The organism is Massilia antarctica (assembly GCF_015689335.1).
GTDB lineage: Bacteria > Pseudomonadota > Gammaproteobacteria > Burkholderiales > Burkholderiaceae_D > Telluria_A > Telluria_A antarctica.
In genome coordinates, this window is sequence record NZ_CP065053.1 from 45719 (window position 1) to 69439 (window position 23721).

General features: G+C 64.4%; 23 protein-coding genes. 10 read left to right on the forward strand and 13 right to left on the reverse strand.

Features of this window, described 5'->3' with window-relative positions:
* The first annotated feature begins 96 nt into the window (after positions 1-96).
* From IV454_RS00205 to IV454_RS00220, 4 genes are read left to right on the forward strand one after another with little or no spacing between them, the layout of a single operon-like run.
* Complete coding sequence (locus IV454_RS00205) at positions 97-1095, forward strand: formylglycine-generating enzyme family protein (protein WP_206089679.1); 999 nt, start codon at positions 97-99, stop codon at positions 1093-1095.
* Between the two features lie 60 nt (positions 1096-1155).
* Positions 1156-2250 (forward strand): sensor histidine kinase, encoded by a 1095-nt coding sequence (locus IV454_RS00210; protein WP_206089680.1) that lies wholly within the window; start codon positions 1156-1158, stop codon positions 2248-2250.
* Positions 2251-2255: 5 nt separating this feature from the next.
* Positions 2256-2966 carry a LytR/AlgR family response regulator transcription factor gene (locus tag IV454_RS00215; protein ID WP_229521973.1) on the forward strand — a complete coding sequence of 237 codons (711 nt, stop codon included), beginning with the start codon at positions 2256-2258 and terminating at the stop codon, positions 2964-2966.
* Between the two features lie 19 nt (positions 2967-2985).
* On the forward strand, positions 2986-3750 hold the full coding sequence (locus IV454_RS00220) for a DUF3108 domain-containing protein (RefSeq protein WP_206089682.1): 765 nt from the start codon (positions 2986-2988) through the stop codon (positions 3748-3750).
* A 3-nt stretch (positions 3751-3753) separates the two neighbouring features.
* Here the strand turns inward: IV454_RS00220 and IV454_RS00225 are convergent, their stop codons facing one another.
* The 9 genes from IV454_RS00225 to pyrG all read right to left on the reverse strand — a co-directional run bounded on the left by IV454_RS00225 (position 3754) and on the right by pyrG (position 11961).
* Positions 3754-5199 carry a TIGR01777 family oxidoreductase gene (locus IV454_RS00225; protein ID WP_206089683.1) on the reverse strand — a complete coding sequence of 482 codons (1446 nt, stop codon included), beginning with the start codon at positions 5197-5199 and terminating at the stop codon, positions 3754-3756.
* Positions 5196-5813 carry a DUF4166 domain-containing protein gene (locus IV454_RS00230; RefSeq protein ID WP_206089684.1) on the reverse strand — a complete coding sequence of 206 codons (618 nt, stop codon included), beginning with the start codon at positions 5811-5813 and terminating at the stop codon, positions 5196-5198. Before IV454_RS00230 ends, IV454_RS00225 begins: the two co-directional genes overlap by 4 nt.
* Positions 5810-6262 (reverse strand): cell division protein, encoded by a 453-nt coding sequence (locus IV454_RS32575; protein ID WP_229521974.1) that lies wholly within the window; start codon positions 6260-6262, stop codon positions 5810-5812. Before IV454_RS32575 ends, IV454_RS00230 begins: the two co-directional genes overlap by 4 nt.
* Before the next feature lie 8 nt (positions 6263-6270).
* Positions 6271-6690, reverse strand: coding sequence for a thiol-disulfide oxidoreductase DCC family protein (locus IV454_RS32580; protein WP_229521975.1), 420 nt, complete (start codon positions 6688-6690; stop codon positions 6271-6273).
* A complete protein-coding gene (locus IV454_RS00240; protein ID WP_206092486.1) occupies positions 6687-7229 on the reverse strand; it encodes a GbsR/MarR family transcriptional regulator in 543 nt (180 codons plus the stop codon). Before IV454_RS00240 ends, IV454_RS32580 begins: the two co-directional genes overlap by 4 nt.
* Before the next feature lie 430 nt (positions 7230-7659).
* The gene (ftsB, locus tag IV454_RS00245; RefSeq protein ID WP_206089685.1) at positions 7660-7998 is read right to left on the reverse strand and encodes a cell division protein FtsB; all 339 of its coding nucleotides are present in this window, start codon (positions 7996-7998) and stop codon (positions 7660-7662) included.
* Between the two features lie 48 nt (positions 7999-8046).
* Positions 8047-9330: a phosphopyruvate hydratase gene (gene eno, locus IV454_RS00250; RefSeq protein WP_054264060.1), complete on the reverse strand. Its 1284-nt coding sequence runs from the start codon at positions 9328-9330 to the stop codon at positions 8047-8049.
* Positions 9331-9433: 103 nt separating this feature from the next.
* Positions 9434-10288: a 3-deoxy-8-phosphooctulonate synthase gene (gene kdsA / locus IV454_RS00255; protein ID WP_206089686.1), complete on the reverse strand. Its 855-nt coding sequence runs from the start codon at positions 10286-10288 to the stop codon at positions 9434-9436.
* Positions 10285-11961, reverse strand: a complete 1677-nt coding sequence (gene pyrG, locus IV454_RS00260) for a CTP synthase (RefSeq protein ID WP_206089687.1) — start codon at positions 11959-11961, stop codon at positions 10285-10287. The genes kdsA and pyrG overlap by 4 nt, the downstream gene beginning before the upstream one ends.
* Positions 11962-12192: 231 nt before the next feature.
* Between pyrG and IV454_RS00265 the strand changes: the two genes are divergently transcribed.
* Entirely contained in the window at positions 12193-12594 is a 402-nt protein-coding gene (locus IV454_RS00265; protein ID WP_054264063.1) for a PRC-barrel domain-containing protein, read from the forward strand.
* A gap of 169 nt (positions 12595-12763) precedes the next feature.
* On the opposite strand, the gene IV454_RS00270 is transcribed toward IV454_RS00265, so the two are convergent.
* Entirely contained in the window at positions 12764-13090 is a 327-nt protein-coding gene (locus IV454_RS00270; RefSeq protein WP_206089688.1) for a hypothetical protein, read from the reverse strand.
* 117 nt (positions 13091-13207) lie between these two features.
* Between IV454_RS00270 and IV454_RS00275 the strand changes: the two genes are divergently transcribed.
* Both IV454_RS00275 and IV454_RS00280 read left to right on the forward strand, forming a co-directional pair.
* Positions 13208-13879, forward strand: coding sequence for a hypothetical protein (locus IV454_RS00275; protein ID WP_206089689.1), 672 nt, complete (start codon positions 13208-13210; stop codon positions 13877-13879).
* Positions 13876-14202 carry an outer membrane protein assembly factor BamB family protein gene (locus tag IV454_RS00280; protein WP_206089690.1) on the forward strand — a complete coding sequence of 109 codons (327 nt, stop codon included), beginning with the start codon at positions 13876-13878 and terminating at the stop codon, positions 14200-14202. The genes IV454_RS00275 and IV454_RS00280 overlap by 4 nt, the downstream gene beginning before the upstream one ends.
* Before the next feature lie 98 nt (positions 14203-14300).
* On the opposite strand, the gene IV454_RS00285 is transcribed toward IV454_RS00280, so the two are convergent.
* Positions 14301-17477 carry an error-prone DNA polymerase gene (locus tag IV454_RS00285; RefSeq protein ID WP_206089691.1) on the reverse strand — a complete coding sequence of 1059 codons (3177 nt, stop codon included), beginning with the start codon at positions 17475-17477 and terminating at the stop codon, positions 14301-14303.
* Between the two features lie 91 nt (positions 17478-17568).
* Here IV454_RS00285 and IV454_RS00290 point away from each other — a divergent pair, with 91 nt between their 5' ends.
* The 3 genes from IV454_RS00290 to IV454_RS00300 all read left to right on the forward strand — a co-directional run bounded on the left by IV454_RS00290 (position 17569) and on the right by IV454_RS00300 (position 21515).
* Positions 17569-18366: a PhzF family phenazine biosynthesis protein gene (locus IV454_RS00290; RefSeq protein WP_206089692.1), complete on the forward strand. Its 798-nt coding sequence runs from the start codon at positions 17569-17571 to the stop codon at positions 18364-18366.
* Positions 18367-18462: 96 nt separating this feature from the next.
* A complete protein-coding gene (locus IV454_RS00295) occupies positions 18463-20847 on the forward strand; it encodes a TonB-dependent receptor plug domain-containing protein (protein ID WP_206089693.1) in 2385 nt (794 codons plus the stop codon).
* 119 nt (positions 20848-20966) lie between these two features.
* Complete coding sequence (locus tag IV454_RS00300; RefSeq protein ID WP_206089694.1) at positions 20967-21515, forward strand: hypothetical protein; 549 nt, start codon at positions 20967-20969, stop codon at positions 21513-21515.
* Between the two features lie 165 nt (positions 21516-21680).
* Here the strand turns inward: IV454_RS00300 and IV454_RS00305 are convergent, their stop codons facing one another.
* Together IV454_RS00305 and IV454_RS00310 are read right to left on the reverse strand one after the other, a co-directional pair.
* Positions 21681-23024 (reverse strand): ATP-binding protein, encoded by a 1344-nt coding sequence (locus IV454_RS00305; RefSeq protein ID WP_206089695.1) that lies wholly within the window; start codon positions 23022-23024, stop codon positions 21681-21683.
* Positions 23021-23683, reverse strand: coding sequence for a response regulator (locus IV454_RS00310; protein WP_206089696.1), 663 nt, complete (start codon positions 23681-23683; stop codon positions 23021-23023). The genes IV454_RS00305 and IV454_RS00310 overlap by 4 nt, the downstream gene beginning before the upstream one ends.
* Positions 23684-23721 lie beyond the last annotated feature (38 nt).

The following is a 23721-nucleotide window of genomic DNA, read 5'->3' on the forward strand; positions in this document are numbered from 1 at the left end:
CCCCGCATAGCGCCGGTCGGCACCTTTTCCCGCGAATGGCCGCCGTTTCGCACAGAATGCGCTCATTCTCACCACCCCACCTGATGAAGGCACGACATGCAAAGCACCCTCCTGTTCTCTCTGGCCCTGATGGCATCGACCGGTGCGGCGGCCGCCACCGGCAGCCTGACCGAACCCCCGATGGTCGTCATCAAGGGCGGCACGTTCGCGATGGGCGGCGCCACCCCGGGGCAGGACAAGGACTATCCGACCGACCAGCCGGTGCACGACGTGCGCGTGGCCGCATTCCAGATGGCGAAGTACGAAGTCACCGTCGGCCAGTTCCGCGAGTTTGTCGAGGCGACCGGCCACCAGACCCAGAAAGAATGCTGGAAATTCGCCAGCACCGAATGGGGCATGGACATGGGTCCGGGCGCCTGGAACACGCCGGCCTACGCGCCCACCGACTACCATCCGGTCATGTGCGTCACCTGGAAGGACGCCACCGCCTACGCCGCCTGGCTGTCGGCCAAGACCGGCAAGCCATACCGCCTGCCCTCGGAAGCGGAATGGGAATACGCCGCGCGTGCCGGCAGCAAGACCGATTATCCCTTCGGCGATGACGCCAGCCAGGTATGCCGCCATGCGAACATCCGCGATATCTCGGGCAGCAAGGCGATTGCCGCGATCATCCGCCGCGCCGGAAAAAAACCCGCCGTCTGCGACGACGGCGCCGAGTTCACCAGCGTGGTCGGCATGTACGAGCCGAACGCCTTCGGCTTGTACGACATGATCGGCAATGTCGGCGAGTACGTGGCCGACTGCGAGCACCTTAACTACGAAGGCGCGCCGGCGGATGGCTCGGCATGGACCACCGACTGCCACAGGCCCGCGTCGCCCATGAAGATGCACCGCGGCGGCAGTTACTCCTCGCGCGACGCGCGCACGGTGGTGCGCGGACACGCCGGAGACGAGAACGCGAGCAGCATCGGCGAAGGCTTCCGCCTTGCGCTGGGCGGACCGGTGCAAGCGCAGGGACCGGCGGTTGCGCGCTTCGAAGCGCAACTGGCCACGGCCCGCACGGCCGAACGCGCGCGGCGCAACACGGCCAAATAAGCCGGCCACGCCACCTTGCTAGAATGCGGTCTCCGCTCACTCACGCGATAACCCGACCGCATGCCACTGCACTTCTTCCCGCGCGACCGCGACTTCTGGATTTACCACTGCAGCGCCGTCGCCGTGGGTGTCATGACCAATACTGCCATCGCCGTCGCGTGGGGTTTCATGGTCACGGTGCACGTCTGCTCCAGCCTGGCGTGGATTCCGTTCTACACCCTGGCGGTACTGGTATTGCGCTGGCTGTACAAGCGGCGCGGCGGCGACGCCGTGCCGATCGCCAGGCTCATTGCCATCGTGGTGCTGTACAGCGCCGTGGCCGGCATGGTGATCGGCGCCTGCGTCACGGCCACGGTGGCGCCGCTGTTCCTGAAAACCATCAGCGCCAAGTACAAGAAACTCAAGCTCCCGGTGATCCCGTCGGAACTCATGGTGAGCAAATTCATGGACGAAGCGCCCAAGAGCCAACTGTTCGTGGCGGTATGGGGCTTTATCTACATCAGCGTGAGCAGCAGCCGGCGCATCAAGAAGGCCGAAGTGTTCAACCTGCGCCTGCAAAACAACCTGAAGGAAGCGCAGCTGAGCAGCCTGTCGAACCAGCTTAACCCGCACTTCCTGTTCAACTCACTCAATAACATCCGCTTCATGATCCATGAAGATGCCCAGCGCGCCGATGCGATGATTACCTCGTTCTCCGATATCCTGCGCTATTCGCTCGAAAGCACCCGGCACGAAAAAGTCAGCCTGCATCATGAAGTGGGCATCATTAGCAAGTACCTCGCCATCGTCAGGACGCAGCTGGAAGAACGCCTCGATCTTTCCCTGCACGTCGCGCCCGGCCTGGACGACGCGCTGATGCCGCCGATGGTCTTGCAGATGCTGGTGGAGAACGCTGTCAAGCATGGCCTCGACCAGCTTCAGGGCGGTGGCACCTTGACAGTGAGCGCGACCCGGCACGACCAGAGCCTGCTGCTGGAAGTGCGCAACGACGCCCCGGACACACCGGCGCGCACGCCTGGCTGCACCGGCATTGGCCTGCTCAATATCGAGCAGCGCCTGCATCTGCTGTACGGCGAGCTGGCCGCGCTGAGCGCCGTCCACGCAGGTGGCGTCTTCAAGGTCAGCATCACCTTGCCGCTGGAGCGCGCGGCATGAGGGTCATGGTGATTGAAGACTCGCGCCTGGCGCGCGAGGGGCTGGTGCGCATGCTCGGCCAGTTCGACGGGGTCGAGGTGATCGGCCAGGCCGACCATCCCGCCACGGCCGCGCCGATGATCGCCGAACTGCGGCCGGACGTGCTGTTCCTCGACATCCACATGCCCGGCGCGAGCGGATTCGACCTGCTCGAAATGCTCGACTACCTGCCGCGCATCGTGTTTACGACCGCGTACTCGGAATACGCCATCCGCTCGTTCGACTACAACACCGTCGACTACCTGCTCAAGCCGGTCAGCCACGAACGGCTGGCCTCCGCGATCGCCAAGCTGGCCGCCGCCGACGCCGCGCCGGCATCGGTATCGGCGCCACGGCCCCCACTCGACATCAACAGCAAAATCTTCGTGAAGGATGGCGAACGCTGTCATCTGGTGAGCCTGGAATCGATCCGCTATATCGAAAGCTGCAAGAACTACGTGCGCATCTTTTTCGGCGGCGAGAAAGCCTACGTCAAGAAGTCGCTCAACAGCATCGAGGAGCGGCTGCCGGTCAAGTTCTTCTTCCGCGCCAACCGCCAGTGCATCATCAACCTGCAGGAAATCCGCGCCATCGAAGAATCGATCTCGCTCGGCTACGAAGTGACGATGAGCGACGGCAAAGTGCTCGAGATCTCGCGCCGCAATGCCCAGGAATTGAAGGACCTTTTAAGTTTTTAACGCACAGGAGATGTTCGATATGCGCACACCCCGACTGGCCTCGCTCGCCCTGATCGCGGCAGCGGCCCTTGCCCCTTCCAGCCACGCCGCCGTCACCAAGGTCGATGTCGGCGCCCCCCTGCCGCGCGCCGCCCTGCTCAAGGAAGGCGTACACCACTACCTGCGCTACCTGCACAGCGGCGAGAGCCGGGTACCGGCCGACATCATCACGCGCGAGATCCGCTTCGCCACCGAGGACGGCCAGAAACGCATGCAGATCCGGCAGCGCTACGACACGGCGGCGTCGGCGGCATCGCTCAAAACCGTCAGCTCCTGGTTCGACGCGGACACCTTGCGCCCGCGTACCCACGAACGCATCGCCGAAAAAGACGGCAAGCGCGTGGTGGAGGGCTTCGTGTTCGCACCCGACAAGATCACCGGCATGCAGGACCTCGCCGAGAGCATCAACAAGGACCTGGTGGTCGACTCGCCCGAGCCCACCTTCAACTTCGAAACCGATATCGAAACCTTGCAAGCCTTGCCGCTGGCCGACGGCTACGAAGCGCGCATCAACTTCTATCACCCGGGCGGCCAGCAGGGGCCGGCGCGCTACCTGTTCAAGGTCACCGGATCGGCCAGCATCCCCGGCCCGGGCGGCATGATCGACTGCTGGGTCGTCACGACCGACTACAACCGCCCCGGTTACGTATCGACCTTCTGGTTCGCCAAAGGCAGCCAGCTGATGGTGCGCCAGGACAGCCCGGTCGGCGAGGGCAAGGTGGTGGTCAAGACCCTGATCGACTAGTCATTACGACAGACTCGCCAGCGCACCGGCCAGGGTCGGATGGCGGAAGACGAAACCGCCCGCCTGCAGCTTCGTCGGGGCCACGCGCTGGCCTTCGAGCAGCAGGTCGGCCTGTTCGCCCAGCGCCAGGCGCATCGGCCAGCCGGGTGTCGGCAGCCAGTAAGGTCGTTTCAATACCTTGGCCGCCACCCGGTTGAAGCCGGCCTGCGACAGGCTCTCCGGCGCGGTGAAGTTGTAGGCCCCGCCCTCGGCGCCGGTCCACAGATGGGCGATGCCGCCGATGACATCGTCCACATGAATCCACGACAGCCACTGGCGCCCGTCGCCAAGCGGACCGCCCATGCCCAGTTTGACCGGCAGCAGCATCATCGGCAGCGCACCTTGCGTACCAAGCACCAGGCCGAAACGCATGCACACGACGCGCACGCCGCAAGCTGTGGCAGTGCCGGCCGCTTCCTCCCATTCGCGGCACAGGTCCGACATGAACATCGGCTGCGGCGCATCGCTTTCTGTGAGTACGGTGTCGTCACCGCGCGCCTGGATGCCGTAGTAACCGATGGCCGACGCCGACAGCATCAGCGCCGGTTTGTGATGGGCGGCCGCGATCCAGGCCACCACCTTGCGCGTTGTGCCGATGCGGCTGGCGCGCAAGGCGGCGCGCCGTGCTTCGCTCCAGCGCCAGCCGAGAATGCGCGCCCCCGCCAGATTGATCACCACATCGATGCGGCGCGCCGGCGACAGCTGCGCCAGATCGCTGACGCACTCCACGCGGCCGTCGAACAGCCAGGCCGCGGCGCGCGGCTGGCGCGACAGCAGCGTGACCCGATGACCATCGGCCAGCAGCGCGCGCACCAGTTTCTGGCCGATGAAGCCCGTCGCCCCGGTCAGCAGTACCGCGCATTCGGTCGCGCCGAAGCGCAATGCCGGCGGGTGCGGCTGGGCCGCTTGACGAGCGAGGGCGCGCGCCGCGAAGGCGTCGCGCACGCCGGACAGTCCCACACCGGCACCGCACAGCAGCAGGAATGCGCTCAGGGCACCGTGCGGCGCCCATGCCAGCGCGGTCGGCAGCATCATGCTTTCCCCTGCATTCAGTGCCAGCAGCGCGATGAAGGCGCCGCCATTGAGCGTCAGCACGGTATGCGTGACCCGTTCGGTGGCCGGCAGCAGGCGGGTACGGTCCTCGACCACGAAATCCCACAAGGTCAGTCCGATCTCGACCGCGAACACCAGCAGCAGTGCCACCGCCCACAGGCCGTTGAAGCGCCAGCACGCCAGGCCGACATACATGGCGCAGTAAATCAGGGAGCGCAACGCATGGATCCGCAGCTCCAGACGGGCGCTCGCGCGGCCGGGCAAGGCCTCGGTCAGCTCATGGTGATACAGGGTGTCGAAGGCGCCCAGGCAGCCTTGGATGGCCATCAACTGCAACGCCAGCATATGGGTATTCATGAAATCACCTCGCGAAACACGCCCGCCTGCGTGAAGGTTGTACCGAACAGCGCGTGGCGGATCTCGATACGGATATCGAACTGCGCGCTGTCGTTATTGCGGTGGCATAGATAGGTTTTACCCGGCGTGAGCCAGGCCGGCAGGGGAATACGCACGCCGAACACCTGCCAGAAGTAGCCATCGCTCTCGAAGTGCAGGTTCCCGTCGCGCACCGCCAGCACCAGCTTCATCCCCATGCCCATGCCGACGTATTCGAGCACCTCGCCACGCGCGCTCTCCAACATGTAGGAAGTGAACTGCACCGGCTTGCGCCCGTTGAGGCGATAGATGCGCTGCTTGAAAATGGCCGCGCTGCCCTGTTTCGAATACACCTCGATATCGACCGGGAAATCGGCATCGTTAAACGGCATCAGCGCGCCCTGGATCAGCGGCATGGTGAGGTAGCCGAGCACGCGGCCGACGCTTGAACAGGTCAGTTCCGTCATCCGGCCCGTGTAGTGCAAGGGCTTGCCGGGCAAGGGGTTATGGTCGAAACGCGCCTGGATGTCGGGATGAAGGCCGCGCCATGCGGGACCGAGGATCTTCTTGAATAACTCGCCTTCGGACGCGATCATGTGCGCACCGCTTGCGTGCGGTCGACGCAGTACAGATACACCAGCGGCGGCAGCATTGTCGCCAGCGCGAAGGTATCGATCCAGATATTGTCCCAGCAGAGCGCGCGCAGCGACACCATCATGTCCTGCGGGGCCCACAGCAGCATGCCGGCGATCAGCGCGCCCCACGCAAAAGCGCTGCGCTGGCGGTCGCCGATCCAGGCCAGGGCGCCCATCCACAGGGCCGCGCTTTGCACGGTGGGGCCGAACAGCGAGATCCACCAGATTTGCTGCGCGTGGGCTGGCGTCGGCACGGTGGCGCCCCAGAACGCGGTTTCGATGCCGCGGTGGTAGCCGCTGAAGATCGCGGCGTCGGCGAACCATGGCAGCAGCATGCCGACCACCAGATGGGTGACGATGGCCGCGTACATCCAGCGGATGGCCCAGCGGCGCAGAAATGGAGAGTGCATACGTGCTTTCATCGTTTGAAGAAGGGATTGGGGCGCTCGCACACCCCCTCGGCGCAGGCCGGGGCGCGGTAGCCGAGCACGCGCGACATCAGGTAGCGGTGACGTGCGAACAGCCGGTACGACCAGCTGCACACGGTGCGCAAGCCGGGCACGCGCAGCGGCAGCACGCGCCAGGCCTGGCCGGCCAAGGTGTAGGCGCGCAGCATGCTGTCGATCCCCACCAGCACGCGGCCGTCGCGCGTCTGGCTGTGCAGCTCGCGGTTCAGGGCGGCCATGTCGACGCCCAGGTGGGCCGGATCGAAACCGGGAGCGGCGATATCGGCAAAGGCCAGACGCCCGGCTTGGTCCCATTGCGCCAGCCTGGCCATGCCGGCGCAGCAGAACGGGCATTTACCGTCGAAGTAGAGGGTCAGTTCGGCGCTGCTCATGGCGCGTCCTTGTCGTCGGGGCCGAGGAAGCGCGCCACCTTGCCGCCCATTTTCAGGAAGCGCTGCAGGGTCGCGGGCGGCAGGTGCTTGTAATCGTCGTAGGTCGTCCCTAACATGTCGAGGAAGGTCAGCACCTCGTTCATGCGCGCCAGCGCGGCTGGTTCGAGCGCGGTATCGGTATCGCCCTCGATGGCGCATTCGCGCAGCACGGTAAGGGTCGGATCGATCTCGCGCCGTTTGCGCTCCTCGACGATGACGCGGAAGATCTCCCACACATCCTGGAGGGCGACGAAGTGATCGCGCCGGTCGCCCATCAGGTGGGTGACCCGGATCAGGTTCCAGCTTTGCAGTTCCTTCAGGCTGTTGCTGACGTTCGAGCGTGCCACCGACAGCGCCTCGGCGATATCCTCGGCCGTGAGCGGACGGTTGGCGAGGAACAGCAGCGCATGAATCTGCGCGACGGTGCGGTTGACGCCCCAACGCGTGCCCATCTCGCCCCAGTGCAGGACGAATTTCTGTTCGGTCGGTCCCAATGCCATCATTTCTCCAATTTCATTCATTTCTGTCGTTACAGAAATTAAATACCGATTGACGGGGTTTGTCAACGTTAATCAGAGAAACGCACGATGGCACGGCGGGGGAATTTGCCCGTAAGTCGGTAAAGGCGCCTATAAACTGCCGAGTCAACACCCTACAACCGGGGTCTGACCTCTGATTAGCAATTTTTGTCTAGGTAGCAACGCGATTTGTCGCTCACCGGGCGAACCGCGATGCCACAGCGCCGTCGCCCCCTCCGTCTCCCATAGCAGCAGCGACGGCTGGTTGTTTCACGGCAGCGCAATGTTGGGCGAGGGACTTGTCCAGACTGAAATTATTTCAAGTCAGAGCTCTGACCCCGGTGTGGGGTAGCGATACATGACAGCAACTAATTTCTAATCAGAGGTCAGACCCCGGTGGTAGGCGTTGGCTTCAGGGGGTAGTCTTGGTGTCGGGCTTGGGCGGCGGCAGCGGGGTCGCCGATACTTTCGGCTGGCCGTTGGCGTCGAGGATCTGGATGAAGATCTCGTTTTTCTTGATCATGCCCAGCTCGAATCGCGCGCGCTCTTCCACCGCGCCCGTGCCATTGGTCAGGTCGTGCACTTCGGAGTCGAGCTTGGCGTTGCGCGCCTTTAGTTCAACCGTCTTGCGCTGCGCCAGCAAGACCTGGTTTTCCAGTTCGCCCACGCGCAGCCAGCCACCCTTGCCCAGCCAGAGCGGCAGTTGGATCAGGAGCAGGAGGGTCGCGAGAACGAGCGTAATGAGGCGCATACGGGAGGATGGCACCGGCCGCCACGCGGCCAGCCGGTGCGGTTCGGCTTACTTCAGGTTGTAGAAGGCGCTGCGGCCAGGGTAGCTGGCAATGTCGCCCAGGTCTTCTTCGATGCGCAGCAGCTGGTTGTACTTGGCCATGCGGTCCGAACGCGACAGCGAGCCGGTCTTGATTTGCAGGGCGTTGGTACCAACGGCGATGTCGGCAATCGTCGAGTCTTCGGTCTCGCCGGAACGGTGCGAAATGACGGCAGTATAACCGGCGCGCTTGGCCATTTCGATGGCGGCAAACGTTTCGGTCAGCGTGCCGATCTGGTTGATCTTGATCAGGATCGAGTTGGCGATGCCTTTTTCGATGCCTTCTTTCAGGATCTTGGTGTTGGTGACGTACAGGTCGTCGCCCACCAGCTGCACTTTCTTGCCCAGCGCTTCGGTCAGGATCTTCCAGCCATCCCAGTCGTTTTCGGCCATCGCGTCTTCGATCGAGATGATCGGGTACTTGTCGCACCAGGTCGCGAGCATGTTGGTGAATTCGGTGGCGGTCAGCTGCAGGCCTTCGCCTTCAAGGTGGTATTTGCCATCCTTGTAGAATTCGGACGCGGCGCAGTCCAGGCCCAGGCAGATCTGCGTGCCCGGCTCGTAGCCAGCCTGCTCGATCGCTTGCATGATCAGCTTGATGGCTTCTTCGTGGTTGGCCACGTTCGGCGCGAAGCCGCCTTCGTCGCCGACCGAGGTCGCCAGCTTTTTCTCGTGCAGGATCTTTTTGAGCGTGTGGAAGATCTCGGCGCCGTAGCGGATCGCTTCCTTGAAGCTCGGTGCGCCAACCGGGATGATCATGAATTCCTGGATGTCCAGGTTGTTGTCGGCGTGCGCGCCGCCGTTGATGACGTTCATCATCGGCACCGGCATTTGCATCGCGCCCGAACCGCCGAAATAGCGGTACAGCGGCAGGCCGGCTTCTTCGGCGGCAGCCTTGGCCACGGCCATCGACACGGCCAGCATGGCGTTGGCGCCCAGGCGGCTCTTGTTTTCGGTGCCGTCAAGGTCGATCAGGGTGCGGTCGAGGAAGGCTTGCTCGTTCGCGTCCAGGCCCATGATGGCTTCGGAGATTTCGGTATTGATGTTTTCGCAGGCTTGCAGCACGCCCTTGCCGAAGTAACGGTTCTTGTCGCCGTCGCGCAGTTCGATCGCTTCGCGCGAACCGGTCGAGGCGCCCGATGGCACCGCCGCGCGGCCCATCACACCCGACTCGAGCAACACGTCGCATTCGACGGTTGGATTGCCGCGCGAATCGATAATTTCACGGCCGATAATGTCAACGATAGCACTCATATTTCAATCTCCAAAGGGTAAGAAAAAGGTGGGCGGAGCGCGAACGGTCCGCCTGCATCTGTCAGGGCGATCGGGACGGCGGCAAGTGCCGCACTACACAAACTTACGCAAAGCTGGTTTCGAGGAAGCCGGCTTTCTTGACCACGCGGTCGATCTCGACGAGGGTGGTGAGCAATTCCTTCATGCGTGCGAGCGGCACGGCATTCGGGCCGTCCGAGAGCGCCTGGGCGGGGTTGGGGTGCGTTTCCATGAACAGGCCGGCGATACCGGCTGCCACGGCTGCGCGCGAGAGCACGGGAATGTGCTCGCGCTGGCCACCGGATGTGGTGCCCTGTCCGCCCGGCAGTTGTACCGAGTGGGTCGCGTCGAACACGACCGGGCAGTTCGATTCGCGCATGATCGCCAGGGAGCGCATGTCGGAGACGAGGTTGTTGTAGCCGAACGAGGCACCGCGCTCGCAAGCCATGAAGTTGTCTTCATTGAGGCCGGCGTCGCGCGCGGCCTGGCGCGCCTTGTCGATCACGTTCTTCATGTCGCCGGGCGCGAGGAACTGGCCCTTCTTGATGTTGACCGGTTTGCCCGACTGGGCGCAGGCGATGATGAAGTCGGTCTGGCGGCACAAAAAGGCCGGCGTTTGCAGCACGTCGACCACGCTGGAGACGGCGGCGATTTCTTCGATCGTGTGGATGTCGGTCAGGACCGGCACCCCGATTTCGCGGCGCACGTCGGCCAGAATCTCGAGGCCCTTGTCCATGCCGGGACCGCGGAACGAGGTGCCCGAGGAGCGGTTGGCCTTATCAAAAGAAGACTTGTAGATGAACGGGATGCCCAGCGCCGAGGTGATCTCTTTCAAGGTGCCGGCGGTGTCCATCGCCATCTGGCGCGATTCGATCACGCAGGTGCCGGCGATGAGAAAGATCGGGTGTTCGAGGCCGACGTCAAAACCGCAAAGCTTCATGCTGCTTCTCCTGTGAGTGCGGCCGCCGCATGGCCGTTGGCCGCCTTGTGCGCCAGCGCAGCCTTGATGAACGACGTAAACAGCGGGTGGCCGGTGCGCGGCGTCGATTTGAACTCGGGATGGTACTGCACGCCCATGTACCACGGGTGCGCGTTTGCTCCAGTGCGCGGCAGTTCCATGATCTCGCACAAGTCTTCGGTCGGGGTGCGCGCCGAGACAATCATGCCGGCCGCTTCGACCCTGGACAGGTAGTGATTGTTCGCTTCGTAGCGGTGGCGGTGGCGTTCGGTGACCACGCTGCCGTAGATTTCTGCAGCCAGGGTGCCCGGATTGACCGCGCAGGTTTGCGCGCCCAGGCGCATGGTGCCGCCCAGGTCGGATTTTTCGTCGCGCTTTTCGACCTTGCCGTCATGGTTTTGCCACTCGTTGATGAGGGCCACGACCGGCTGGTCGGTGTCGGTGTCGAATTCGGTCGAGTTGGCGTTGGTCAGGCCGGCCATGTGGCGCGCGTATTCGATCAGGGCCACTTGCATGCCCAGGCAGATGCCGAGGTAAGGAATCTGGTGTTCGCGGGCGTAGCGCGCCGCCATGATCTTGCCTTCCACGCCGCGCTTGCCGAAGCCGCCCGGTACCAGGATGGCGTCGTACTTGGCCAGGTGCTCGCAACCCTTGCTCTCGATGTCTTCCGAGTCCAGGTATTCGATGTTGACCTGGCTTTCGGTGTGGATGCCGGCGTGGCGCAGCGCTTCGGTGAGCGACTTGTAGGACTCGGTCAGGTCGACGTATTTGCCGACCATGCCGATGGTGACGGACGCTTTCGGGTTTTCCAGTGCGTAGATCAGCTTGGTCCACATCGACAGGTCGGCCGGCGGCGCTTCCAGGCCGAGCGCTTCCAAGATGATGGCATCCAAACCCTGGTCGTGCAGCATCTGCGGCACCTTGTAGATGGTATCGGCATCCCACACCGAGATCACGGCCTGCTCTTCGACGTTCGAGAACAGCGAGATCTTGGCGCGTTCGTCGTCCGGAATCGGGCGGTCGGCGCGGCACAGCAGCGCGGTCGGGGTGATGCCGATTTCACGCAGCTTTTGCACGCTGTGCTGGGTCGGTTTGGTTTTCAGTTCGCCCGCCGAGGCGATGTAGGGCACCAGGGTCAGGTGCACGAAGGCGGCCGATTTGCGGCCGGCGCGCAGCGACAGCTGGCGTGCCGCTTCCAGGAACGGCAGCGATTCGATGTCGCCCACGGTGCCGCCGATTTCCACCAGCGCCACGTCCACGCCTTCGGCGCCGCGGTAGATGTAATCCTGGATCTCGTTGGTGATGTGCGGGATCACCTGCACTGTCTTGCCGAGGTATTCGCCGCGGCGTTCCTTGCGGATCACCGATTCGTAGATCTGGCCGGTGGTGAAGTTGTTCACCTTGCGCATGCGGGTGCTGATGAAGCGCTCGTAGTGGCCCAGATCGAGGTCGGTTTCGGCGCCGTCGTCGGTGACGAAGACTTCGCCATGCTGCATCGGGCTCATCGTGCCGGGATCGACGTTGATGTAGGGGTCGAGCTTGAGCATGGTGACTTTAAGGCCGCGCGATTCGAGGATCGCGGCGAGAGAGGCGGCGGCAATCCCTTTTCCAAGGGAAGACACAACGCCACCGGTGACGAAGACAAATTTGGTCATTGCAGATGGTGCCGAACGGCACGTGCGGGAAATTGAAATTATACCTTAAACCGGCCAATGCTTCCGCAAAACAAGGTAAAAAACAGCAACAGCGGCGGACCGGGCGGCAGCGTCGGAGCCGTCCGCATTGATCAATTTAAAAGATTGCAGGTTGTCTATTCGGCGTGCGGCAGCGAACAGACATGATCTTGCTCAAGCCTCAGTATTGAACTTTTACCACAGGAGGTCAAAATGTCCTACGAAGAACGCGATGCTTATGGCATGTATGTCGACAAGGGCTCGAAAGGCCCGGGCCCTGAACTGATGGGTGCGGATACCCTGATCGGCGACCATGTGCACAATCTCAAGAATGAGCACCTCGGTGAAATCAAGGAAATCATGTTGGACATGCGCACCGGTAAGATTGCCTATGCAGTCATGTCGAGCGGCGGCGTGCTGACCATCGGCGAGAAACTGTTCGCCGTGCCTTGGGAAGCCTTGACGCTCGACACCGCCAACAAGCGCTTCACCTTGAACATCGATAAGGACCGCATCGAAAACGCGCCCGGTTTCGATACCGACCACTGGCCGGACATGGCCAACCAGCAATGGTCGAGCCAGATTCACAGCTACTACGGCACCAGCGCACACTAAGCGCCCCTCGCCCGGCTCCTCGCGCCCGCCGCCGTCCTGCCAGGACCGGGGGCGTTGCGCGCGGGGGCTGCAGTGGCTCTTGCGCCACCGCATCCCGTCCCGTCTCCGATTCCCATCTCCGCTTCCCGTCTCCGCTTCCCGTCTCCGCTTCCCGTCTCCGCTGGCTGCGCTACCTTCCTGCCTTGCCCCCGCTTTTTCCCGCTGCCCCCTCATCGATGCGCCCCGCGCGCTTGTCGCCTTGCTCGCCGGGCGATTTATAATTTCCTTTTATCAACTTTGCCAACATGGCAAAAACAAGGAATACGATGCACCGATTCACACGTTGACTCGCCTGCCTGCTGGCACCGGCCGTGCTGGCTGCCTGCGGCGGCGGTGGCAATGGCGGCGCCAGCGACAAGCCGCCAGCCACCGTCGCGCCCGGCGGCGACTGGCTGAGCATCCATAGCGCGGCGCTGGAGATCGGCATGGCTGCAGGCCAGCAGAGCGCTTTCGGCATGGACATCTCGCTCGTCCGCACCCCGTCCCAGCCCTTCAATCTGGGCATCGTCGATGGCGGCGGACTGATCGCCTCGTCCGAGGTGGTGGCGGCGCGGCGCGGCAGTACTCGGCAACCATGCGTAGCTCCATCGACCTCCAGCCCGGCACCCACCGCGGCACCGTGGAAGTGCGCGCCTGCGAGGATGATCCCCGGGTCTGCGCCAAGCCGCTCGAGGGTTCGCCTTGGCGCCTGCCGCTGACCATCAACGTCAAGCCGAAGGCCGATACCGGCGGGCGCATGAGCTTTGCCCCGGCCATGGCCGAGATCAGCATGCAGGCTGGCCAGGCGGCCAGCCTGACGGTCGAGGCCAGCACCAGCACCGTGCTGGGCAAGCAGGTCCATGTCGCGCTGACCTACCCGGCCGGCATTCTCGCCGCGCCGGTCGGCGTGCGCGCGCTGTCCGACAAACAGTTCGCGGCAACCCTGGTGCCCGCCAAAGGCTTGGTGTCCGGCGTCTACACCAGCAAGCTTGAAGTGCGCGCCTGCGCCGATGACCCTGCCGTGTGCCATCTGCCCTACGCCGGTTCGCCCTGGACCCTGGCGCTCAAGGTGGCCGTCTTGCCCGCCGACAAGGTGAACCCCCTGCCGGTGCTGCCGCAGCTGGGTCCATGGAGCACTTACCGGGCAATCCGGCGCATACGGGTCATGTGTCGGCCAGCTTCGATCCGGCCAGCTTCGCGCTGCGCCTGGTCGCGTTCAACCTGGCCAGGCGCACCCATGCCTGGACGCTCCAGGGAAAACGGGTGACCACGCCCTCCTATGCCAAGGGCATGCTGTACCTGTTCAACAATACCGGCGGTACGCTGGAAGCGTATGCGCCGGACTTTGGCAAGCTGCTGTGGACGGCGGCGAAGCTGAGCGACCCGGCCGACCCCACCTGGTTCGATCAGCTTGTCGTGACCGATAACCTGGCCTTCATCAGTTCCGAGGACAGCACCTTGGCGCTCGACCTGGCTAGCGGCAAGACGGTGTGGCGCTATGCGCTGGAGGGCAAGCTGTCGATCTCGGATCGGGGCATGCTGTATATCGTGAGCAGGAGCGGACGGGTGGCGGCGATCGGTTTGCAGTGATCCGCCGCGGGCGCTGAAGGTCTTGCGAATCAGAGGTCAGACCCCGGTTAGGAAATCTTTCGAATCAGAGGTCAGACCCCGGTTAATATTTCGGGGGGCTAGCAGAAGTCGCGGCTGCTGGTGTCGAGGCGGCCCATCAGGTGCGACAGGTCGACCAGGCGCTTGGCCACCAGATGCCGCACTTGCCCGTCGCTTTGCCACACGCCGTACACGCCCAGCAAGCTCGCGCCCAGCACTTCGCGCCGCTGTTGTTCCACCAGGCTCGGCCAGACGATCACGTTCACGTTGCCAGTCTCGTCTTCGATGGTGACGAACAGCACGCCCTTGGCCGTCGCCGGCCGCTGCCTGACGGTAACGATGCCGCAGGCGCGCGCCAGCTGTCCCTGCTTGAACCCGTTCAGTTGCGCGGCCGGCAGGAAGCGCTGTTCCAGCAGGCGCGCGCGCAGCAGCGCCAGCGGGTGCCGCCCCAGGGTCAAGCCCTGCGCGCGGTAGTCGCCGACAATGTCTTCGCCTTCGCTCGGGGCATGCAGCAGCGGCACGTCTTCCTCGGGCGTGGTGGGGCGCAGCAAGTCCTTGTCGGGCACCGCGCCCACCGCTTGCCACAGCGCCTGGCGCCGGTTGCCAGCCAGGCCATGCAGGGCATTGGCGCCGGCCAGCACGTGCAGGTCGTGCCGGTCCAGCCCAGCCCGGCGCGCGAGGTCGGCCACGCTCTCGAACGCGCGCACGGCGCGCGCTTCTTCGATCCGCGCGGCCGACTCGGGACGCATGCCGCGCTGCAGCGACAGCCCCAGCCGCACCGCCGGCTGGGCGCCCTCCCCCGGCTCCAGGCTGGAATCCCAGCCGCTGATGGCCACGTCCACCGCGCGCACCTCGATGCCGTGGCGACGCGCATCCTGCACCAGTTGCGAGGGGCTGTAGAAACCCATCGGCTGGCTGTTGAGCAAGGCGCACAGGAAGGCGGCCGGTTCGTGGCACTTGAGCCAGGAACTGGCGTAGGCCAGCAGCGCGAAACTGGCGGCATGCGATTCGGGAAATCCGTATTCGCCGAAGCCCTTGATCTGGTTGAAGATCGATTCGGCAAATTCCAAGGTGTAGCCACGTTCGAGCATGCCGTTGACGATCTTGTCGTAGTATTTTTCCAGCCCGCCCTTGCGCTTCCAGGCGGCCATGGCGCGCCGCAGCTGGTCCGCCTCGCCCGCAGTAAAGCCGGCCGCGATCATCGCTACCTGCATCACCTGTTCCTGGAAAATCGGCACGCCAAGGGTGCGTTCCAGCGCGGCTTTCAATTCTTCCTTGGGGTACAGCGGCTGTTCCAGGCCCTGGCGCCGGCGCAGGTAGGGATGGACCATGCCGCCCTGGATCGGCCCCGGCCGCACCACCGCCACTTCGACCACCAGATCGTAAAAGATGCGCGGCAGCATGCGCGGGAGCATGCTCATCTGGGCGCGCGATTCGATCTGGAATACGCCCACCGTGTCGGCCGCGCAAATCATGTCGTAGGTGGCGCTGTCTTCGGCCGGGATGTCCTGCATCGAAAATACCGTGCCGCGCAGCTCGCCCACCAGGTCGAAGGCGCGCCGCAACACCGAGAGCATGCCCAGCGCCAGCACGTCGACTTTCAGCAAGCCCAGTTCTTCGAGGTCATCCTTGTCCCACTGGATCACGCTGCGGTCGGCCATGGTGGCGTTTTCGATCGGCACCAGGCGCGACAGCTTGCCGGCGGCGATCACGAAGCCGCCCGGGTGTTGCGACAAGTGGCGCGGAAAGCCGAGCAGGCGCTGGGCCAGGGTCGCCCATTGCTGGGCCAGCGGGGAATCGGGGTCGAGCCCGCATTCGGCCAGGCGCTTGACGAGGTCGTCCTTGCTGTCGAACCAGTGGTGGGTCTTGGCGACTTTTTCGACGATGGCCAGGTCGACTCCGAGCGCCTTGCCGCTGTCGCGCAGGGCGCTCTTGGGCCGGTAGCTGATCACCACGGCGGCCAGGGCGGCGCGGTCGCGCCCGTATTTGTTGTAGATGTACTGGATCACTTCTTCGCGCCGCTGGTGCTCGAAGTCGACATCGATGTCGGGCGGCTCGTCGCGCTCCTTGGAGATGAAGCGGCCGAACAGCAGGTTGCCGCGCGCGGGGTCGACTTCGGTGATGCCGAGGCAGTAGCACACGGCCGAATTCGCGGCCGAGCCGCGCCCCTGGCACAAAATCCCGATCGAGCGCGCATGGCGCACGATGTCGTACACGGTCAAAAAATATGGTTCGTAGCGCAGCTCGCCGATCAGCTGGAGTTCGGTTTCGAGCTGTTCCTGCACCTTGGCCGGTATGCCGAGCGGAAAGCGGTGGTGGGCGCCGATATAGGTTTCGGCGCGCAGGTAGCCGGACGGGGTCTGGCCGGGCGGCACCAGTTCGTCCGGGTATTCGTAGCGCAGCTGGTCCAGCGAAAAGCTGCACAGGCGGGCGATGCGCACCGTTTCGGCCAGGGCCTCGGGACTGTACAGATTGGCCAGGCGCAGGCGCGCGCGCAGGTGCTGCTCGGCATTTTGCGCCAAGGCGTAGCCGCACTCGGCCACGGGCGTGTTGAGGCGGATCGCGCACAGGGTGTCGTGCAGGGGCTTGCGCGAGCGCACGTGCATGCAGACGTGGCCCAGCGCCACCACGGCCAGGCCGTGCTGCCAGGCGACTTCCTCGACCGTGGCGCGGTGCGCTTCATCGAAGGCGCGGTGCAGCAGGGTCAGGCCCAGCCAGGCGCGATCGGGAAAGGTGGCGGCCATCCAGGCGGCCTGGGTGTGCAGGCGGTCGAGGTCGGCCGCATCGTGACCGGGATAGGCGGGCAGCAAGATCGCCAGGCAATCGGGCATGCCGGCCAGGTGGGCCTGGGCGGGCGCGGGCGATGCCAGGTCCGCTGGTGTGAGCAGATACCTTCCCTTGGCCGTGCGCGTGCGCGCCAGGGTGATCAGCTCGGCCAGGTTGCCGTAGCCATTGCGGTTGCTGGCCAGCAGGATCAAGGACAGGGCAGCGCTGCCATCGTCATGGTGCAGGTGAAAGTGGGCGCCGATGATCAGGGGCAGCGCCGCCTTTTTGGCTTCGGCGTGGGCCCGCACCACCCCGGCCAGCGAACATTCGTCGGTGATGGCCAGGGCCGAATAGCCGAGCTGGACGGCGCGCGCCACCAATTCCTCGGCGTGAGAGGCGCCGTGCAGGAAGGTAAAGTTGCTCAGACAATACAACTCGGCGTAATCGGGCAGGCTGGAGGGGGAGGCAGGGGCGGGGACGGCGGTACGCATGAAAAAATATTACAATCAAATGTATTGAGGAAACTACTGTATGCAAACACAGTATAACCTTGGAACATTTTCTTACCAATTGGAAATAACTATGCAGGTGCATACGGTGCTCTGTTTTGGTGCAACGCCGGGCTGCGGGAATGTGGCGCTGGTGATTGAAGAGGGACCGGCCACACCAGAAGCGCGGCAAGCGTTCGCGCGCGCCCAGCCGCATCCGGCCTGCGTGTTTCTCGACGCGGGGCCGGGGCCGGCCTGGGTCGCCGACTATTACTATCCGCACGCCAGGAGTCCCCTGTGCCTGCACGCCACCCTCGGCGCGGCCCAGGTGCTGTTCGCGCGCGCCGGCGATGCGGCCCCGGACATCGTGCTGGCCACGGCGATGCGCGGCCAAGCCTTGCGCCTGAGCCGGCAAGGGGAGGATTTTTTCGTCGCCTTGCAGCCCCAGGACGTGCCCGCGGTGGCGGTCGATGCCGCGCTGGCCGCGTGGCTGCTGGGCCAGCCCGGCCTGATGCTGGCCGGCGCGCCGGTGCTGGCCTCGGTGGGCAGTCCCAAGCTGCTGATCGAGGTGCCCGAGCGCGCCACCCTGCACGCCTTGCACCCGCCGCTCGAGCGCATCCTCGACTGGGGCCGCGCGCATGGCGTCAACGGCTGCTACGTGGTGTGCCGCATCGGCGAGGAGTCCTATGAAGGGCGCAATTTCAACCACCTCGACCCCGCCATGGAAGACCGCGCCACCGGGGTCGCGGCCGGCGCCCTGAGCGCCCACCTGGGCCGCGCCATCACCTTGCACCAGGGTGGTGCACTGGGCGCGCCTTGCCTGATCCGCACCCGGCTGGAGGAAGGCGAAATTCTGGTGGGCGGACGGGCCGAACTCGTGCCCGGCAATTGACAACGTTGTCATTGCACCACACCACCTTGGACTGGCGCGGTGGAAATTACATTAGAATCATTCTCCTTTCGATAATAAAACCCGGAGACCTGTCGCGTGTTCACTACCACCCTTTTACGTCGGTCCGTCTTGCTCGCTTTGTACGGCGGTGCCGCTCTCGCCGTGTACGCCCCCGCCACCCTGGCCCAGTCGGGCCAGCAAGCCACCAAAGAAGATGTCATTCCCAGCGTCAGCGTGGTCGGTTCGCGCCGCGTCTCGGCCACCTCCGCCACCGATACGGCGGTCCCGGTCGACCTGATTCCCATGACCCGCGTGGCCGAGCAAGGCGGCCAGTTCGACCTGGCCCAGACCCTGACCTATATCTCGCCCTCGTTTAACTCCACCCGCCAGAGCGGGGCCGATGGCGCCGACCTGGTCGATTCGGCCGCCCTGCGCGGCCTCGGTTCCGACCAAACCTTGGTGTTGATGAACGGCAAGCGCCGTCACAGCACCTCCCTGGTGAACATCTTCGGCGCCCGCAACCGCGGCAATACCGGCACCGACATGAATGCGATTCCGCTGCTGGCGGTGAAAAACATCCAGGTGCTGCGCGATGGCGCCGCCGCCCAGTACGGCTCCGACGCGATTGCGGGGGTCATCAATATTGAACTGAAGCGCTCGCTCGGTTGCGAAAGCGTGCTCGGCGCGGGCCAATATTCGGCCGGCGATGGCAAGAATTACCTGGCCTCGGCTTACTGCGGCGTGGCCGTGGCCGGCGGCACGGTCGGCATCACGGCCGAGTATCTCGACCGCGGCCGCTCGAACCGGGCCGAAGCGGGCAGCCTGCGCACCATCGGCGACAGCAAGGTGCAGAACCAGACCCTGTACCTGAACGGCGAAATTCCCCTGGTCGACGGCAAGCTGTATTTCACGGCCGGCACCCAGAAGCGCGACGCTTCCTCGGCCGCCTTCGGCCGCGGTCCGGACCAGATTCCGACGCGCAATGCGCAAGCCATGTACCCGAACGGCTTCGCGCCCTTCATCAATGCCGACATCGACGACCATTACGGCACCATCGGTTACCGCGCCAAGCTGGGCGAGTGGAATGCGGATTTCTCGCAAACCTATGGCTACAACAAGATGCATTACAACATCAGCAATACGCTCAATGCCTCGATCGCCAACCTCGACCTGATCAAGGGTGGCAAGGGCGTGTCGGCCTCGCAATTCGACGCGGGCGGTTTCGCGGCCACCCAGCTGACCACCAATGCCGATGCCAGCCGTTTCTATCCGAACATCCTGAGCGGCATGAACCTGGCCTTCGGCGCCGAGTTCCGCAAGGAAAACTACGAAATCTTCGCCGGTGAAGCCGCTTCCTACAACGATGTCGACGGTGCCGGCTTCGGCGGCGACCCCGGCAGCCAGGGCTTCCCGGGCTTCCGTCCGGCCGACGCGACCGACCGCAGCCGCCATAGCGTGGCCGCCTACATCGATGTCGAAACCGACATCACCGAGCGCCTGAAAGTGCTGTCGGCCGTGCGCTACGAAAAATTCAGCGACTTCGGCAGCAGCGTGACCGGCAAGCTGGCCACCGCCTTCAAGATCAGCGACAGCGTGCTGGTGCGCGGTTCGGCCAGCACAGGTTTCCGCGCGCCATCCTTGCAGCAAGCTTACTTCTCGTCCACGTTCACCGAGTTCGTCAACGGCAATCCGGTCGATTCGGTGTTCGCGCCGAACGGCGGGAATGTCGCCAATGCGATCGGCATCCCCAAGCTGAAGGAAGAAAAATCGGTCAGCTTCACCCTGGGCGGCACCTGGACGCCGACCCCGACCACCTCGGTCACGGCCGACCTGTACCGCATCGCCATCGATGACCGCATCGTGTTTTCGGGCCGCTTCGACGCCAGCAACTACGCACCGATCGTGCCGCTGCTGAGCACCCTTGGCGTGGGCGCGGCCCAGTTCTTCGTCAATTCGATCGATACCAAGACCCAGGGCCTGGACCTGACGGTATCGAACCGCAGCGAAGTGGCGGGCGGCAAGCTCAATACTTTCCTGGCCATGAACATCAGCAAGACCGAAGTGACGGGTGTGAATGCGCCGGCCGTGTTCAAGGGCTATGAAGACGTGCTGCTGTCCCAGCGCGAGCGCCTGTTCCTGGAACAGGGCGGACCGCGGCGCAAGGCCACCCTGGGCTTCGAGTATTTGCTGGGCAAGATCGGCACCGACTTCAAGGTGATCCACTTCGGCAAGCAAACCCTGGGTACCTGGTCCGGCGCGCCGACCCCGGACCAGGTGTACAAGCCGAAGACCTCGGCCGACCTGAGTTTTACGTATAATTTCAGCGACAAGACCAAGCTGACCTTCGGCGGCGCGAACATTTTCAATGTCAAGCCGACCGAGCAGGACCCGGACCAGACCGACAATGGCTTCAAGTACGAGTCGGTCCAGTTCGGCATGAATGGCGCCTCGTACTTTGCCCGCCTGTGGCATAAATTTTAAGCGACGCTGTAGCTGAGCAGGTAGCTATGTAGTAAGGGGCAGACATCGTCTGCCCTTTTGCATTATTGTGTCGGCTGGCCCCTTGTGGGCAGCCCTGTGACTGTTGAAAAGGATAAAAAATGAAACCAACTTACACGCTGGCATTGGCCGCGCTGCTGGCTTGCGCGCCGCTGACCCGTGCCAGCGCCGCCGCTCCTGCTGCTGCTCCCGCCGCCTCGGTACCGGTGACGACGCCGGACGCCGCCCGCGTCAAGGCGGTGCAGGCGATGCTGGCCGCCATGCAGACGGAAAAAATGATGCGCTCGGTGGCGGGCGCGAGCCGCTACGCCAATGAGGAGCAGCGCGCCAGCGTGTTCGCCAAGCTCGACAAGGTGCCGCCGCAAGAGATTTACCAGCGCCTGGCGCTGCCGGTGGCGCGCGTGATCGGGGTGGAGACGGCCAATGAACTGGCGGCATTTTATGGGTCCGATTACGGCAAGCGTGTGCTGCAACAGACGTATAACAGCCGGGCCAGTATGTTCCCGCCGGAACCTCCGGTGCCGAATGCGGCCGAGAAGAAGATGCTCAAGCGGCCGGAACTGGTGCAGGCGCGCAAAGAGTTGGCCGCTGCCGACGCGACCGTCCGGCATGAAGCGTTTATGCTGTTGCAGGCGATTATCAAGAAGTAAGCCGTGGCTACGTCGTTGCCTTAGCCCCGTCGCCGCCTTAGCCCCGTCGTTGCCTTAGCTCCGTCGTTACCTTAGCTCCTTCGCCGCCTTAGGCCCGTCGTTCCCGCGCCAAGGCGGCACTCGGCGGGAACGACGGGGCTGGAGGTCTGACGCCGGTTAGCCCGGTTAGCCCGCGTCGGCCTTGCTCGCGGCCGGGAAATCGATGCGCACGCTCAGGCCGCCCAGTTTGGCCGATTCCCCCAAACTCAGCCTCGCCCCGTGACGCTCGGCGATGGCCTTGATGATCGCCAGTCCCAGCCCGCTTCCGCTGGCCTCGCTGCCGGGAATGCGGTAGAAACGGTTGAATACGCGCTCCCTTTCCTCGGCCGGAATGCCCGGCCCGCTGTCTTCCACCACCAGGCTGGCGAGCTTGCCCTCGCCTGTCACGCTGATATCGACCGTGCCGCCGGCCGGGGTGTATTTCAAGGCGTTATCGACCAGGTTGCGCAGCATGATCATCAGCGCGTCCGGCTGGCCCGCCACCTGCACCGCATCGGCGTGCGCCAGTCCCAGGTCGATGCCGCGCATCTGCGCCGCACCCGCCAGGTCGGACAGCGCGCGCCGGGCCAGTTCGGCCAAATCGACCGCCTGGGTCTTGACTCCGCTCGCCGCGCTCGCTTCCTGGCGCGCCAGCACCAGCAATTGCTCGACCAGCCGGGTAGCGCGCTCGATGCCCGCCGTCAGCCGTCCGATGGCCACTCCGCGCGCTTCCGGACTGTCGGCCCGCTCCAGGCTCAGCGCCTGCAGTTTCAGCGCTTGCAGTGGCGTGCGCAGTTCGTGCGCGGCATCGGCCACGAAATGCTGCTGGGCGTCGAAGGCGGTTTTCACGCGCCCGAACAAGAGGTTCAATTCCTGCACCAGCGGCAGCACTTCGTCCGGTAAATCGGCTTCCGACACGGGCGAGAGATCGTCGGCCTGGCGCGCCGCCACCTGGGCCCGCACCCGCGCCACCGGTTGCAGCGAGCCGCTCACTACCCACCACACGACCAGCATCAGGATCGGCATCATCACCGCGATCGGCCCGACCGTGCGCAGCGCCAGGTTGCCGGCCATATTGCGCCGCACCGCCATGTCCTGGGCGATCTGCAGGGTCTGGGTACTGGTTTGCACCGAAAACACGCGATAAGTCGTGTTGTTGGCCTTGACGTTGGAAAAGCCCAGCACCGCGTGCTGCGGCAAGCGCGCGCGCGACACCGTGCGAAACACCTGCACCCCGTCCGGAGTCCACACCTGCACCATCAAATCATTGTTTTCGGCGTCCGTCTCGACATTGGCCGCCGCTTCGGTATTGGCCAGCGGCGCGCTGGAGCGCAAGGATAGCGCCATCTGCTGCATGTGGTAATCGAAAATCTGGTCGGCGTCGGACAGGGCCGTGCGGTACGCGATCGAGGCTTGGGCAACGGCGGCAATACTGATGGCCGCGAGCAAAAACCACAACAGACGGCCGCGCAGCGAGTGCGCCAGGTTCATAGTTTGGGCACCATGTAGCCGACCCCGCGCACGTTCTGGATCAGTTCGCTGCCCAGCTTCTTGCGCAAGCCGTGGATGTAGACTTCCACCGCATTGCTGCTCACTTCATCGCGCCAGCTGTACAGCTTTTCTTCGAGCTGCTGGCGCGACAGCACCACGCCGGGACGGGCGATCAGCGCTTCGAGCACGGCCCATTCGCGCGCCGACAGGGTCACGGCGGCGCCGTCGACCTGCACTTCGCGGGTGGCGGGGTTGATGCTGATGGCATTGTATTCAAAGATGGGTTCGCCGCGCCCGGCAGCGCGCCGCAGCAAGGCGCGGATGCGCGCCAGCAGTTCGTCGAGGTCGTAGGGTTTGAGTACGTAATCGTCGGCCCCGGCGTCCAGGCCGGCAATGCGCTGCTCGACCGCGTCGCGCGCGGTCGCCACCAGCACCGGGGTGCGGTCCTTGCGCGTGCGCATGGCGCGCAGCACTTCCAGGCCATCCTTGCGCGGCAAGCCCAGGTCGAGCAGGACCAGGTCGTAGCTTTGCGACTGGCGCAGGGCCGTGTCGGCCATTTCGCCATCCTTGACCCAATCGACCGCATAGTGCTCGGCCCTGAGCAGGTCGAGCACCACTTCGCCGATCATCGTATCGTCTTCCACCAGCAGCAGCCGCATCACTTCCTTCTTTCTCGAACCGGCTGGCGGAACAGGGC

Coding starts and splice junctions, on each gene's coding strand:
- IV454_RS00205 (WP_206089679.1), top strand. CDS start 97: ATGCAAAGCACCCTCCTGTTCTCTCTGGCCCTGATGGCATCGACCGGT.
- IV454_RS00210 (WP_206089680.1), top strand. CDS start 1,156: ATGCCACTGCACTTCTTCCCGCGCGACCGCGACTTCTGGATTTACCAC.
- IV454_RS00215 (WP_229521973.1), top strand. CDS start 2,256: ATGGTGATTGAAGACTCGCGCCTGGCGCGCGAGGGGCTGGTGCGCATG.
- IV454_RS00220 (WP_206089682.1), top strand. CDS start 2,986: ATGCGCACACCCCGACTGGCCTCGCTCGCCCTGATCGCGGCAGCGGCC.
- IV454_RS00225 (WP_206089683.1), bottom strand. CDS start 5,199: ATGAATACCCATATGCTGGCGTTGCAGTTGATGGCCATCCAAGGCTGC.
- IV454_RS00230 (WP_206089684.1), bottom strand. CDS start 5,813: ATGATCGCGTCCGAAGGCGAGTTATTCAAGAAGATCCTCGGTCCCGCA.
- IV454_RS32575 (WP_229521974.1), bottom strand. CDS start 6,262: ATGCACTCTCCATTTCTGCGCCGCTGGGCCATCCGCTGGATGTACGCG.
- IV454_RS32580 (WP_229521975.1), bottom strand. CDS start 6,690: ATGAGCAGCGCCGAACTGACCCTCTACTTCGACGGTAAATGCCCGTTC.
- IV454_RS00240 (WP_206092486.1), bottom strand. CDS start 7,229: ATGGCATTGGGACCGACCGAACAGAAATTCGTCCTGCACTGGGGCGAG.
- ftsB (WP_206089685.1), bottom strand. CDS start 7,998: ATGCGCCTCATTACGCTCGTTCTCGCGACCCTCCTGCTCCTGATCCAA.
- eno (WP_054264060.1), bottom strand. CDS start 9,330: ATGAGTGCTATCGTTGACATTATCGGCCGTGAAATTATCGATTCGCGC.
- kdsA (WP_206089686.1), bottom strand. CDS start 10,288: ATGAAGCTTTGCGGTTTTGACGTCGGCCTCGAACACCCGATCTTTCTC.
- pyrG (WP_206089687.1), bottom strand. CDS start 11,961: ATGACCAAATTTGTCTTCGTCACCGGTGGCGTTGTGTCTTCCCTTGGA.
- IV454_RS00265 (WP_054264063.1), top strand. CDS start 12,193: ATGTCCTACGAAGAACGCGATGCTTATGGCATGTATGTCGACAAGGGC.
- IV454_RS00270 (WP_206089688.1), bottom strand. CDS start 13,090: ATGCCGAAAGCGCTCTGCTGGCCTGCAGCCATGCCGATCTCCAGCGCC.
- IV454_RS00275 (WP_206089689.1), top strand. CDS start 13,208: ATGCGTAGCTCCATCGACCTCCAGCCCGGCACCCACCGCGGCACCGTG.
- IV454_RS00285 (WP_206089691.1), bottom strand. CDS start 17,477: ATGCGTACCGCCGTCCCCGCCCCTGCCTCCCCCTCCAGCCTGCCCGAT.
- IV454_RS00290 (WP_206089692.1), top strand. CDS start 17,569: ATGCAGGTGCATACGGTGCTCTGTTTTGGTGCAACGCCGGGCTGCGGG.
- IV454_RS00300 (WP_206089694.1), top strand. CDS start 20,967: ATGAAACCAACTTACACGCTGGCATTGGCCGCGCTGCTGGCTTGCGCG.
- IV454_RS00305 (WP_206089695.1), bottom strand. CDS start 23,024: ATGAACCTGGCGCACTCGCTGCGCGGCCGTCTGTTGTGGTTTTTGCTC.
- IV454_RS00310 (WP_206089696.1), bottom strand. CDS start 23,683: ATGCGGCTGCTGCTGGTGGAAGACGATACGATGATCGGCGAAGTGGTG.